The 12,914-nt window shown below is 55.7% G+C and carries 12 protein-coding genes and 1 riboswitch; of the genes, 7 read left to right on the top strand and 5 right to left on the bottom strand.

From position 1 onward, the window contains the following. The first annotated feature begins 56 nt into the window (after nt 1-56). Nucleotides 57-1,511, top strand: a complete 1,455-nt coding sequence (locus PAG01S_RS21290) for an aminotransferase-like domain-containing protein (protein WP_062759691.1) — start codon at nt 57-59, stop codon at nt 1,509-1,511. A gap of 194 nt (nt 1,512-1,705) precedes the next feature. Here the strand turns inward: PAG01S_RS21290 and thiE are convergent, their stop codons facing one another. From thiE to PAG01S_RS21275, 3 genes are all read right to left on the bottom strand, one after another. Next, nucleotides 1,706-2,332 carry a thiamine phosphate synthase gene (gene thiE, locus PAG01S_RS21285; protein ID WP_061901866.1) on the bottom strand — a complete coding sequence of 209 codons (627 nt, stop codon included), beginning with the start codon at nt 2,330-2,332 and terminating at the stop codon, nt 1,706-1,708. Between the two features lie 2 nt (nt 2,333-2,334). Next, complete coding sequence (thiC, locus tag PAG01S_RS21280) at nt 2,335-4,257, bottom strand: phosphomethylpyrimidine synthase ThiC (protein WP_010261057.1); 1,923 nt, start codon at nt 4,255-4,257, stop codon at nt 2,335-2,337. 87 nt (nt 4,258-4,344) lie between these two features. Beyond that, nucleotides 4,345-4,446, bottom strand: a riboswitch (TPP riboswitch). 152 nt (nt 4,447-4,598) lie between these two features. Next, the gene (locus PAG01S_RS21275) at nt 4,599-5,105 is read right to left on the bottom strand and encodes an Rsd/AlgQ family anti-sigma factor (RefSeq protein ID WP_010261059.1); all 507 of its coding nucleotides are present in this window, start codon (nt 5,103-5,105) and stop codon (nt 4,599-4,601) included. Nucleotides 5,106-5,194: 89 nt separating this feature from the next. On the opposite strand from PAG01S_RS21275, the gene nudC reads away from it, so the two are divergent. The 6 genes from nudC (at nt 5,195) to PAG01S_RS21245 (ending at nt 9,591) form a co-directional block, all read left to right on the top strand. Further along, entirely contained in the window at nt 5,195-5,965 is a 771-nt protein-coding gene (gene nudC / locus PAG01S_RS21270) for an NAD(+) diphosphatase (protein ID WP_010672223.1), read from the top strand. Between the two features lie 40 nt (nt 5,966-6,005). Further along, nucleotides 6,006-7,073, top strand: a complete 1,068-nt coding sequence (gene hemE, locus PAG01S_RS21265; protein WP_010672222.1) for a uroporphyrinogen decarboxylase — start codon at nt 6,006-6,008, stop codon at nt 7,071-7,073. 2 nt (nt 7,074-7,075) lie between these two features. Beyond that, complete coding sequence (gene nfi / locus PAG01S_RS21260; RefSeq protein ID WP_010261068.1) at nt 7,076-7,744, top strand: deoxyribonuclease V; 669 nt, start codon at nt 7,076-7,078, stop codon at nt 7,742-7,744. Between the two features lie 63 nt (nt 7,745-7,807). Then, nucleotides 7,808-8,398, top strand: coding sequence for a YjaG family protein (locus tag PAG01S_RS21255; RefSeq protein WP_010261070.1), 591 nt, complete (start codon nt 7,808-7,810; stop codon nt 8,396-8,398). A gap of 188 nt (nt 8,399-8,586) precedes the next feature. Continuing rightward, nucleotides 8,587-8,859 carry a nucleoid-associated protein HU-alpha gene (gene hupA / locus PAG01S_RS21250; RefSeq protein WP_003850136.1) on the top strand — a complete coding sequence of 91 codons (273 nt, stop codon included), beginning with the start codon at nt 8,587-8,589 and terminating at the stop codon, nt 8,857-8,859. Between the two features lie 69 nt (nt 8,860-8,928). Further along, complete coding sequence (locus PAG01S_RS21245; protein ID WP_010261073.1) at nt 8,929-9,591, top strand: DUF1481 domain-containing protein; 663 nt, start codon at nt 8,929-8,931, stop codon at nt 9,589-9,591. 32 nt (nt 9,592-9,623) lie between these two features. Here the strand turns inward: PAG01S_RS21245 and purD are convergent, their stop codons facing one another. Together purD and purH are read right to left on the bottom strand one after the other, a co-directional pair. Next, nucleotides 9,624-10,904 carry a phosphoribosylamine--glycine ligase gene (gene purD, locus PAG01S_RS21240; protein WP_062759689.1) on the bottom strand — a complete coding sequence of 427 codons (1,281 nt, stop codon included), beginning with the start codon at nt 10,902-10,904 and terminating at the stop codon, nt 9,624-9,626. 19 nt (nt 10,905-10,923) lie between these two features. Continuing rightward, complete coding sequence (purH, locus tag PAG01S_RS21235; protein WP_033768368.1) at nt 10,924-12,513, bottom strand: bifunctional phosphoribosylaminoimidazolecarboxamide formyltransferase/IMP cyclohydrolase; 1,590 nt, start codon at nt 12,511-12,513, stop codon at nt 10,924-10,926. Nucleotides 12,514-12,914: the final 401 nt, after the last annotated feature.

The raw sequence follows: 12,914 nt of genomic DNA, 5'->3' as shown, positions 1-12,914 counted from the left end.
AAAAAGAGGCATAACTGTACCGGTTAATGCTCAGCTACTGAGTCAGAGGAAATACAATGACGCGATATGAACATCTGGCCACGCTGCTGGCTCAGCGTATCGAACAAGGTTTATATCGCAGTGGTGAGCGCCTGCCCTCGGTACGCAGTCTGAGTGCCGAACATGGCGTCAGTATCAGCACCGTGCAGCAGGCTTATCATCTGCTGGAAGAGAAGCAGATGATTACGCCGCAGTCGCGCTCTGGCTATTTTGTGGCCTCGCGTAAGGCGACGCCCCCGATGCCTGCGCTGACCCGTCCCGCACAGCGGCCGGTTGAGGTAACGCAGTGGGATGCGGTGCTGGAGCTGATTAACAGCCGTCTGGAAGATGATGTGTTGCAGCTGGGAAGCGGTATGCCCGATCTGACCCAACCGACGCTTAAGCCGCTGTGGAAAGCCTTCAGCCGACAGGCTCAGAAGCAGGACATCGCGCTGCTCAATTATGACAACCTCTATGGTGTTCTCGCACTGCGGCAACAGGTTGCACGACTGGCGATAGATAGCGGTTGCCAGCTCACCGCCGATGACATTGTTATTACCACCGGCTGCCATGAAGCCTTATCGGTAGCCGTGCGTGCGGTCTGCGAGCCGGGCGATATCATTGCTGTTGAGTCGCCTTCGTTTCACGGGATCATGCAAACCCTGCGCGGATTTGGCATTCGTGCCATTGAGATCCCGACTGATGCGGTAACCGGCATCAGCCTGGAAGCGCTGGAACTGGCGTTTGATCAATGGCCGATTAAAGCAGCCGTTGTTGTACCGAACTGTAATAATCCGCTGGGATTTATCATGCCTGAGCCGCGTAAGCGGGCATTGCTTGCCCTGGCGCAGCGGTTTGACGCGGCGGTCATTGAAGATGATGTTTATGGTGAGTTAGCCTGGGAATATCCGCGCCCAGCGACCATTAAAGCGCTGGATCTCGAAGGCCGGGTTCTGCTGTGCAGCTCCTTTTCCAAAACGCTGGCGCCAGGTTTGCGTGTCGGCTGGGTTGCACCCGGCCGCTATCGCGACCGTGTACTGCACATGAAATATATCGTCACAGGTTCCACCGCCACACAGCCTCAGCATGCGGTCTCCGAGTTTATCCGCCAGGGCCATTATCAGCCCCATCTGCGCCGGATGCGGCAAATCTATCATCGTAACTATGAAACCTTTAGCTGCTGGGTGCGCCACTACTTTCCCTGCGGCATCTGCGTTTCCCGTCCTCAGGGCGGTTTTCTGATGTGGATAGAGCTCCCCGAAGCGTTTGATGCGGTCCGGCTCAACCGCGAATTGCGCGAGTCAAAAATTCAGATAGCCGTAGGCTCACTCTTTTCGGCCTCGGGTAAATACCGTAACTGTCTGCGCTTAAACTACGGGCTGCCGATCAACGAGCAGACTGAAAAGGCGCTGGCGCTGGTGGGTGCAGCCGTCGAACGCGCCATGCTCTCGTGCCAGCATGAAACGCAGATTTCAGCTTCAACTCTCGCATAGCGAAAAGAAGAAGCAGGGCCGGCAAGAGGAGGGAACCGGCCCTGGTCAGATAACCTTAACCTGACGGAGGCCACGTTAAGGTTTTGGATCAGAGCACGCCAGCGGCAACTTACGCTTTTGCGCACCGCTTTCCCGGCAGAAACGCTGGCGTTACTGGTTTTGCAGCCGCTATGCGGGACAGCTTCCACAAATCCTTATTGGTGAAGCTCTGCCAGCGCCAGCAAAGTACGTGTTGCTTCACGCCAGTCATCTGCCTGGGTAATCGCACTCACCACCGCAATACTCCCTACGCCGGTTGCCAGCACGTCAGGTGCCCGAGCAATTGAGATACCGCCAATTGCCACGGTGGGGATATGCGTCAGGCGCGTCAGATGCCGCTTCAACTGCTCAATGCCCTGCGGCGCGGAAGGCATCTCTTTGGTCTGCGTCGGGAAAATATGTCCAAGCGCGATGTAAGAAGGCTGGATTGCCAGTGCGCGGTCCAGTTCAGCATCGTCATGGGTGGAGAGCCCCAGACGCAATCCTGCCTGATGAATCCGGGCAAGATCGGCGACATCGAGATCCTCCTGACCCAGATGCACGCCATAAGCCTGATGCTTTATCGCCAGCTGCCAGTAGTCATTGATAAACAGGCGCGCGTCATAGCGTTTACCCAGTGCAATCGCCTGAGCGATGGCGGGTTCGGCGATCTCATCGGGCTGATCTTTGATGCGCAGCTGCAGCGTACGAACGCCCATCTTCAGCAGGCGCTCAATCCAGTCGGGGCTATCAACCACCGGATAAAGCCCCAGGCGCGGGGCGGTAGCGGGAAATGCGGGCATCGTTACTCCTCCTTAATGGCATCGGCGGGATGATAAAGCTCACCGCCGCGCCGACGAAAACGGTCTGACATCTGCGCCATGCCCACTTCAACGGGCTCGGCGCGCGTATCCTGACGTGCTGCGAACTCGCGCACCTCCTGTGAAATTTTCATCGAGCAGAACTTAGGGCCACACATCGAGCAGAAATGGGCCACTTTGCCCGACTCCTGCGGCAGGGTTTCATCATGCATAGCCCGCGCCGTATGGGGATCCAGCGCCAGATTAAACTGATCTTCCCAGCGGAACTCAAAGCGCGCTTTGGACATGGCGTTATCACGGATCTGCGCACCCGGATGGCCTTTCGCCAGATCGGCGGCATGCGCTGCTATTTTGTAGGTGATCAATCCCTGCTTCACATCCTCTTTGTTCGGCAGACCCAGATGCTCTTTGGGCGTGACGTAACACAACATGGCGCAACCAAACCAGCCAATCATGGCAGCACCGATACCGGAGGTGAAATGGTCATAGCCGGGCGCGATGTCGGTGGTCAGCGGGCCAAGGGTGTAGAAGGGGGCTTCATCGCACAGGTCGAGCTGTTCGGTCATGTTGCGGCGGATCATATGCATCGGGACGTGCCCCGGGCCTTCAATCATGACCTGAACGTCATATTCCCAGGCAATACGGGTCAGTTCGCCCAGGGTACGCAGTTCGGCAAACTGCGCCTCATCGTTGGCATCCTGAATGGAACCCGGACGAAGGCCATCGCCCAGCGACAGGGAGACATCATAGGCGGCGCAGATTTCACAAATCTCCCGGAAGTGCTGATACAGGAAGCTCTCCTGATGATGCGACAGGCACCATTTCGCCATGATAGATCCACCCCGCGATACAATTCCGGTCAGACGTTTCGCCGTCATCGGGACATAACGCAGCAGCACGCCAGCGTGGATAGTGAAATAATCGACACCCTGTTCCGCCTGCTCAAGCAGCGTATCGCGGAATATTTCCCAGTTCAGCGCCTCGGCCACGCCATTCACTTTTTCCAGCGCCTGATAAATCGGCACTGTACCGATTGGCACCGGGCTGTTTCGCAAAATCCATTCGCGCGTTTCATGAATATAACGACCGGTAGAGAGATCCATCACCGTATCGGCACCCCAGCGAGTCGACCAGACCAGTTTTTCCACCTCTTCCTCAATAGAAGAGGTCACCGCCGAGTTACCGATGTTGGCATTGACCTTAACCAGAAAGTTGCGGCCAATGATCATCGGCTCCGATTCAGGGTGATTGATATTGGCAGGGATAATGGCGCGTCCGGCAGCGACCTCCTGACGCACAAACTCGGGCGTGATACTGGCTGGCAGATGCGCGCCAAAACTGTGGCCGGGATGCTGTTGCAGCAATACCTCACTGCGGATTCGCTCACGGCCCATGTTTTCCCGCAGTGCGATAAATTCCATCTCCGGGGTGATGATCCCCTGGCGGGCATAGTGCAATTGCGTGACGCAGCAGCCTGCGCGGGCACGGCGCGGTGTCGGCAGTTGATCGAAACGCAGATGATCCAGCCCCTCGTCAGCCAGCCGCTGCTGGGTATAGCCTGAGCTGTTCTGTTCGAGAAGTTCGCTGTCGTCGCGTTCAGCAATCCAGCGGGCGCGCAGCTTTTCCAGGCCACGATGAACATCGATCTGTGCCGCGGGATCGCCATAGGCACCCGCCGTGTCATAGACCGGTACTGCTTCGTTCTGCTCATAGAGAGGCTGTTCTTTGCTGCCGCCGATGTGGGTCGGGCTTAGCACGATTTCACGCATGGGAACGCGGATATCCTCGCGGCTGCCGGTAATCCAGATGCGGCGGGACTGGGGAAATGCACTGCCGCTTTGCAGGGAATCGATAAATTCCTGCGCCTGGGCACGCTGTTCACGACGGGTTGTTTTTTGGTCAGACATAGCAATCTTCCTGTTAAGGGGGAACGATGCTTGTCCGGAGTTCGGAAGGAGTAACCGTATAGACAGCGTAAGCATGCTGGTATACAGAGAATATTTACTCTTGTTCCCTTCGCAGGTTCTAACCTGATCAGGTTCCGCGGATCCCGAATTAACGGTCTCAGCCCAACTTGGGCACTCCGACAAGAAGCGGTTTATACGCTGGCGTCTGATAACAGAGCCAGGCGTAAAAACCTTATATTTCAAAGCAAAAATAAAAAAGGTTCTTTGGAGCGCTCTCCTCAGAACCTGTTCAGCATAAAAGGGCTACGGGATAATCTCAACCCCTTTGCCGGAGATGATAATTAAGCCGGACGCGCGATATGGCTGTCATTGGCAACCGGCGGGGGGACAAGCTGGTTATCCCATGCCAGCTGGATCAGCTTATCTTCCAGCGTAAAGCGTGCTTCCAGCACTTCACCCACTTCGGAGAGTGCCTGCTGGAAGGTCATGCAGTTCTCGTCGTCGATCGCCTGCTGCAGGTGGCCGTCATACAGCTGCATCAGACGCTCAGTATTGGCTTCCAGCGGTGGATAGATCTGTGCGGCGGCAATCATCGGGCTGTCGCCACTCATTTCACTGATCACGCGTTCATAGATACTGAAGTGACCCGCAGAAAGATAATCGACCAGACCGTGACAGAAGTTGTCCAGAGCCTGCTCATCAAGACGCGTCAGCGCCTCTTTGTTTGGTTTAAGTCCGACCAGGTGATAATAGGTCACCAGTAGCTGACGACGGGCTTCAAGCCACGAATCGACCAGTTCATTACTGCCACCTACGCGTTCAGCCAGGACGTCTAACTGGTTAAGCATATCTAACTCCATGTGAGTTATAGTTGTTTATCTACACACTTAACATCAGGGCTTCAGCGTGCGAGTTGACGCTAAGGATGACGAAATAAATGCAATGCGAAATCTCAAGCGTAGACGCTGGATGGTGGATTGTCAGCCATGAACAGAAACTTTGGTTGCCACAAGGTGATTTACCCCACGGAAACGCCGAAAAATTTGGTTTGACCGGCAGTAAAGCCCGGACCATCGGTGAGTGGCAGGGCGAAAAAGTCTGGCTGATTTGTGAGCCGCGTTCTGCCGATATGTTCTCAGTACGGCAGCTGATCGATCAGGATGTGGCGCTGTTTCAGCTGGTGGGTCGCGGTGTGCAACTGGCGGAATTCTACCGTTCTCATCGCTGGTGCGGCTATTGCGGCCATGAAATGCACCAAAGCAAACATGAATTTGCCTGTCTCTGCAGCCATTGTCGCGAGCGTTACTATCCGCAGATCGCACCCTGCATCATTGTGGCTATCCGTCGCGGTGATGAAATCCTGCTGGCGAATCATGCCCGCCATCGCAACAAGGTCTACACCGTGCTGGCGGGTTTTGTGGAGGTGGGCGAGACGCTGGAGCAGGCCGTTGCCCGCGAAGTGATGGAAGAGAGCAATATCCGCGTCAAAAACGTCCGTTACGTTACCTCCCAGCCGTGGCCCTTCCCGCAATCGCTGATGACAGCCTTTATGGCGGAGTATGACAGCGGCGATCTGCAGCACGACGGTAAAGAGCTGCTGGATGCGGCCTGGTTCCGTTTTGATGAGCTGCCGTTGCTGCCACCGCCAGGCACCGTGGCGCGCCGCCTGATTGAAGATACCGTCGCCCTGTGCCGCGCCGAAGTGTGAAAGTGCTACACTACACGCCTGTTATTGAGAGAGTGTTGAGATGAGTGAACTGAAGAACGATCGTTATTTGCGTGCCCTGTTACGTCAGCCGGTTGATGTCACGCCGGTCTGGATGATGCGACAAGCCGGGCGCTATTTGCCGGAGTACAAAGCGACACGCGCCCAGGCGGGTGACTTTATGTCGCTGTGTAAAAACGCCGAGCTGGCCTGTGAAGTCACCCTGCAGCCGCTGCGCCGTTATCCGCTGGATGCCGCCATCCTCTTCAGTGACATCCTGACCATTCCGGATGCGATGGGACTGGGTCTCTACTTTGAAACCGGCGAAGGCCCGCGTTTCTCAAACCCTGTGACCTGCCGCGCTGACGTTGAGCGTTTACCGGTGCCCGATCCCGAAATGGAGCTGGGCTATGTGATGAATGCTGTCCGTACCATCCGTAAGAACCTGAACGGCGACCTGCCGCTGATTGGCTTCTCTGGCAGTCCGTGGACGCTGGCCACCTATATGGTGGAAGGCGGGAGCAGCAAGGCGTTTACCAAAATTAAGAAGATGATGTATGCCGATCCCGCTACGCTCCACGCGATGCTGGATAAGCTGGCCGACAGCGTCATCCTCTATCTCAATGCTCAGATCCGCGCCGGTGCGCAGTCCGTTATGGTATTTGATACCTGGGGCGGCGTGCTGACCGGTCGTGATTACCGCGAATTCTCACTCCATTACATGCACAAAATTGTCGATGGCCTGCTGCGTGAAAACGACGGTCGCCGCGTGCCGGTGACGCTCTTCACCAAAGGCGGCGGACAGTGGCTGGAAGCGATGGCCGCCACCGGTTGTGACGCGCTGGGTCTCGACTGGACCACCGATATTGATGATGCACGCCGTCGCGTGGGCGACAAAGTCGCCCTGCAGGGCAACATGGATCCTTCTATGCTCTATGCGGCACCTGAGCGCATAGAACAGGAAGTGGCTGGGATCCTGGAGCGCTTTGGCTCGGGCACCGGGCATGTCTTTAATCTGGGTCATGGTATTCATCTGGATGTGCCACCGGAAAATGCGGGCGTCTTTGTTGAGGCGGTACACCGTTTATCACGTCCCTGGCATCAGGAGTAATCATGGATATTGCCGCACTTCGCGCTGAGCAGTTACAACGCGCCGCTGATGTGGTGCGTGAAGATGACTTTGATGTGCTGCCACCCCGCTTTATCGGCGGGGCGGACGTTGGATTTGAGCAGGAAGGCACCATCACCCGGGCGGCGATGGTGATACTGGAGTATCCCTCCTTAAAGCTGGTGGAGCATCGCATCGCACGCGTTGAGACCACCATGCCCTATATTCCGGGCTTTCTCTCATTCCGTGAATATCCAGCGCTGATGGCCGCCTGGCAGATGCTGGAGCAAAAGCCGGACCTGCTGTTTGTGGATGGACACGGTATTTCGCATCCACGACGACTTGGCGTCGCGTCACATTTTGGCCTGCTGGTCGATGTGCCCACCATTGGTGTCGCGAAAAGTCGCCTGTGTGGCCGGTTTGCCGATCTGGATGCGCAGCCTGGCAGTCGTCAGCCACTGATCGACAAAGGCGAGCAGATAGGCTGGGTATGGCGCAGCAAGCTTCGTTGTAATCCGCTGTTTGTCGCCACCGGTCATCGTGTCAGCCTGGATACCGCGCTGCAGTGGGTCGAAAACTGTACGCGTGGTTACCGGCTGCCGGAACCGACCCGCTGGGCCGACGCGGTTGCCTCGAACCGAACCGCTTTCCAGCGCTGGCAAAACGCGCTTTAACACTGTTTGTGCTGCGGTTTTGCAGTTACACTGCGGCCAGCGAAACGAATAAGAGCCACCTTTATGTTACAAAATCCCGTTCATCTGCGTCTGGCGAAGCTGGAAAGCTGGCAGCACCTTACTTTTATGGCCTGCCTGTGCGAGCGCATGTATCCCAACTATCGCGCGTTCTGCGAGCAGACTGAATTTGCCGATCCGGCACTCTATCGCCGTATCCTTGATCTGATCTGGGAAAACCTGACGGTCAAAGATGCGAAGATTAACTTCGACAGCCAGCTGGAAAAGCTCGAAGCCGCCATTCCGGATGGTGATGCGTTTGAGGTTTACGGCGTTTATCCGGCTATCGATGCCTGTGTGGCATTAAGCGAAGTCGTACATGCGCAGCTGAGCGGTGAAACTCTTGAGCATGCAATTGAAGTCAGCGAGACCTCAATTACCACTATCGCCATGCTGGAAATGACCCAGGCTGGACGCGAAATGACCGACGAAGAGCTGCGTGAAAACCCGGCTATCATCGATGAGTGGGACCTTCAGTGGGAGATTTTCCGCCTGCTGGCGGAGTGTGAAGAGCGCGACCTTGAATTGATTAAAGGTCTGCGATCTGACCTGCGTGAAGCGGGAATTAGCAACATCGGTATAAATTTCCAGCAGTAAGGCGATAAAACGTGACTTCAGGCCCGAATTAGCGCGCCTGGAGGCTTCACATTGGCCCCCTGTCTGGTCTACATTTGGGGGGCTGAAAATTGTGGCTATCGGTGCGTGCAGGCAGAAGAGTGCCAGAATATGGCTTTTCCCTCGCACTCGTTGCTTAGCAAGCGATAAATACACTTTAAGGATAACTTATGAACAAGACTCAACTGATTGATGTGATCGCAGAAAAAGCTGACCTGTCTAAAACCCAGGCAAAGGCAGCGCTGGAATCTACTCTGGCTGCGATCACTGAGTCTCTGAAAGATGGTGATGCTGTACAACTGGTTGGTTTTGGTACTTTTAAAGTGAACCACCGCGCTGAGCGTACCGGTCGTAACCCGCAGACTGGCAAAGAGATCAAAATCGCTGCAGCAAATGTACCGGCATTCGTGTCTGGTAAAGCGCTGAAAGACGCCGTTAAGTAAGACGTCGCACTGCGGTTAAGCTTTAAAACAGGGGGCGTTTCGCCCCTTTTGTTTAAGAGGCCAGCCATCATGACCCCGCTGTTTCAGCGTTTATCTGTTCTGTTTCTCTCCCTGTTTCTTTTCGGTTGCAGCTCTACTCCGGATATTCCCCCCTTTTCTGCCAGTGGCTATCTTGCCGATCGTGGTGTTGTTCGTATCTGGCGTAAAAACAGCGACCACCAGTCGGTCCATATCCGCACCTTCTATACGCCGTTCAGTGGGGGTGAGGGTGAAGTGACGGATTATGTCTGGCTGGAAGAGTCGTTGATCAGCATCCAGCGTCAGGTGAAGGGCAACCAGCCTGATGATGTGACCCTGCGCTTTGACCAGGCTGGCGGTCTTAACTTTATGCAGCGCCAGCTTTCAGGCCGGCGTGAAGCTGTCAGCCCGGATGCGGTTGAGCTCTATAAGTTTGATGCCGAGCGGATGCGTAATCTCAGCGATGCGCTATTAAGCGGTCAGGTGTTCCTCAGACAGGGACACTGGCTGGGAAACAATGTGCTGGAGAGTTGCGAAGGCCAGCAGGTCAGACCCGCTTTTGACGCCGACGCTCTGCAGATGCTGACACAGCAGCAACGCCGCGCATCGGCACCGCTGATGGTGTCATGGCTTGAAGCGCCGGAAGGGATACAGCTATTGCGGGTCAGTCAGCAAGATGACTGCTCACAGCAGCCGACAGAAGAAGATATGTGAATTGAAAAGGGGGCACCTGGTGCCCCCTGAACTTATTTGCGATTAATGGCGCGGTAGCCGATATCGCGGCGACAGAAGCTGCCCTGCCATGAGATTGGCTTTGTCAGCTCGTAAGCCCGCTTTTGTGCCGCGGCCACATCGTCGCCCAGCGCGGTTACGCACAATACGCGGCCACCGTTTGTCAGCACCCGGTCCTCTTCCAGCCGTGTTCCGGCGTGGAATACCTTGCCGTCAGCAACTTCTTCCAGTGGCAGACCGTGAATCTGATCGCCCTGAGTGTAGTCACCCGGATAACCGCCCGCCGCCAGCACCACACCCAGCGCAGGACGGGGATCCCATTGTGACGTTTTCTGATCCAGCTTACCGTCACAGGCGGCCAGGCAAAGATCGACCAGATCCGACTGCAGGCGCAGCATGATCGGCTGAGTCTCCGGATCGCCGAAGCGGCAGTTGAATTCGATCACTTTCGGCTGCCCGGTGTGATCGATCATCAGACCGGCATAGAGAAAACCGGTATAGACGTTGCCTTCAGCCGCCATGCCGCGCACGGTCGGCCAGATAACCTGATCCATAACGCGCTGGTGGATCTCATCGGTGACAACCGGAGCCGGAGAGTAGGCACCCATTCCGCCGGTGTTCGGACCGGTATCGCCATCGCCCACGCGTTTGTGATCCTGGCTGGTGGCCATGGGCAGCACATGCTCGCCGTCCACCATCACGATGAAGCTGGCTTCTTCGCCATCCAGAAACTCTTCAATCACAATACGGTGTCCGGCATCGCCAAAGGCGTTACCGGCCAGCATATCCTGAACCGCATCCTCAGCTTCCTGCAGCGTCATCGCCACAATTACGCCTTTACCTGCGGCCAGACCGTCGGCTTTGATGACGATAGGGGCGCCTTTCTCACGCAGATACGCGAGAGCGGGCTCAACCTCGGTGAAGTTCTGGTATTCCGCACTCGGGATCTGATGACGCGCCAGGAAATCCTTGGTGAAAGCTTTAGAGCCTTCCAGCTGCGCAGCGGCCTGAGTCGGACCAAAGATAGCCAGCCCGGCCTCACGGAAGGCATCCACGATGCCAATCACCAGCGGCGCTTCGGGGCCGACAATCGTCAGATCGATCTTTTCACGCCGGGCAAACTCAAGCAGGGCAGGGACATCAGTTGCACTAATCGCGACATTTTGCAGCGCAGGCTCTAATGCGGTGCCCGCGTTACCCGGTGCCACAAATACGGTTTCCGCCAGCGGCGACTGGACTGCTTTCCAGGCCAGAGCATGTTCACGTCCGCCATTACCGATTACTAAAATTTTCATCTGTTTCTCTCCAGAACGATTAATGGCGGAAGTGACGCATGTCGGTGAAGATCATGGCAATGCCGTGCTCATCAGCCGCCGCAATCACCTCTTCATCGCGGATGGAGCCGCCAGGCTGGATGACGCAGCTCACGCCTGACGCGGCTGCCGCATCAATGCCATCACGGAACGGGAAGAAGGCATCCGACGCCATGGCTGATCCTTTTACTTCCAGCCCTTCATCGGCTGCTTTAATGCCGGCAATCTTAGCGGAATAGACACGGCTCATCTGTCCGGCACCGATACCGATGGTCATGTTGTCGCGTGCATAAACAATGGCGTTAGACTTAACGAACTTCGCTACTTTCCAGCAGAACAGCGCATCACGCAGTTCCTGTTCGGTTGGCTGACGTTTACTGACGACGCGCAGCTGGCTGGCATCGACCATGCCGAGATCGCGATCCTGTACCAGCAGACCCCCGTTGACGCGTTTGAAATCCAGTGCAGCAGTACGATTTTGCCATTGGCCGCAGATCAGGACACGGACGTTCTGCTTCGCGGCGGTAATTTTCAGCGCGGCCTCGGAAACCGCTGGCGCGATAATCACCTCAACAAACTGGCGGCTGATAATGGCCTGCGCAGTTGCTTCATCCAGCTCGCGGTTAAAGGCGATGATGCCGCCAAATGCGGAGGTCGGATCGGTCTGGTAAGCACGCTCATAGGCTGCCAGCAGAGAGTCACCGGTCGCTACGCCACAAGGGTTTGCATGTTTGACGATGACGCAGGCGGGTTCACTGAACTCTTTTACGCACTCCAGTGCAGCATCCGTGTCAGCAATGTTGTTATAGGAGAGTGCTTTGCCCTGAACCTGCCGGGCAGTCGCCACTGAAGCTTCAGTGATATTCTCTTCTATATAGAAGGCAGCATCCTGATGGCTGTTTTCACCGTAGCGCATATCCTGCTTCTTAATGAAGTTCAGATTCAGAGTACGCGGGAAACGGCCGGCGGGCTGATTACGATCACCGTGATAGGCGGGCACCAGGCTGCCAAAGTAGTTAGCGATCATGCTGTCATACGCGGCGGTGTGTTCGAACGCTTTGATTGCCAGATCGAAACGGGTCTCAAGCGTCAGGCCATTTTCATGAGCATCCATTTCGGCAATGATCGCATCGTAGTCGCCGCTGCTGACCACGATTGCCACATCTTTATGGTTCTTGGCAGCAGAGCGCACCATGGTCGGGCCACCGATGTCGATATTTTCCACTGCATCTTCCAGTGAACATCCTTCACGGGCGACGGTCTGTGCAAAGGGATAGAGGTTAACGACCACCATGTCGATTGGGCTGATGTCGTGCTGCGCCATAATGGCATCATCCTGGCCGCGACGACCTAAAATGCCGCCATGCACTTTCGGATGCAGGGTTTTGACGCGTCCATCCATCATTTCCGGGAAACCGGTGTAGTCAGAGACTTCTGTGACAGCCAGACCCGCATCCGCCAGCAGGCGAGCTGTTCCGCCTGTGGAGAGCAGTTCGACACCGCGACTTGAGAGCGCCTGAGCAAATTCGAGGATACCGGCTTTGTCAGAGACACTGAGCAATGCGCGGCGTACAGGACGAGTTTGTTGCATGGTGGTTTATCCCTTGGCTTTGTTTCGCGTATATAAGAGCGTTACATCAGGCTTTACAGCGGTTTTCTCTTCTCTATATAGGAAGAAAAAATCAAAAACCTCAGGTAACGCCCCGAAAAGGGGTGTCCGGAACTTCGCCCGGCATTGTAGCGAAAACGTTTGCGTGATGCTCGCCTAAATTTATCTGGCCCGACTAATGTGGATAACATTGTGTGTAACTGCGTATAACAGCCGCTTTTGCTGTGGAATGCAGCGAACGCTCTTTTTTATGCAATTTATGGGTTGCGCCTCTCAGACAACTCCCTATAATGCGCATCCATCAACACGGCACACCGGCAACGGGATGACAGGTTGAAAGGCACAGGAGACTGCGCCGCCGGAGAAAAACTTCTGAGAAAGAA

The organism is Pantoea agglomerans NBRC 102470, from assembly GCF_001598475.1.
GTDB classification, from domain to species: Bacteria; Pseudomonadota; Gammaproteobacteria; order Enterobacterales; family Enterobacteriaceae; genus Pantoea; species Pantoea agglomerans.
The sequence above is the reverse complement of the archived record's forward strand: the minus strand, read 5'-3'. Positions and strand labels throughout refer to the sequence as shown.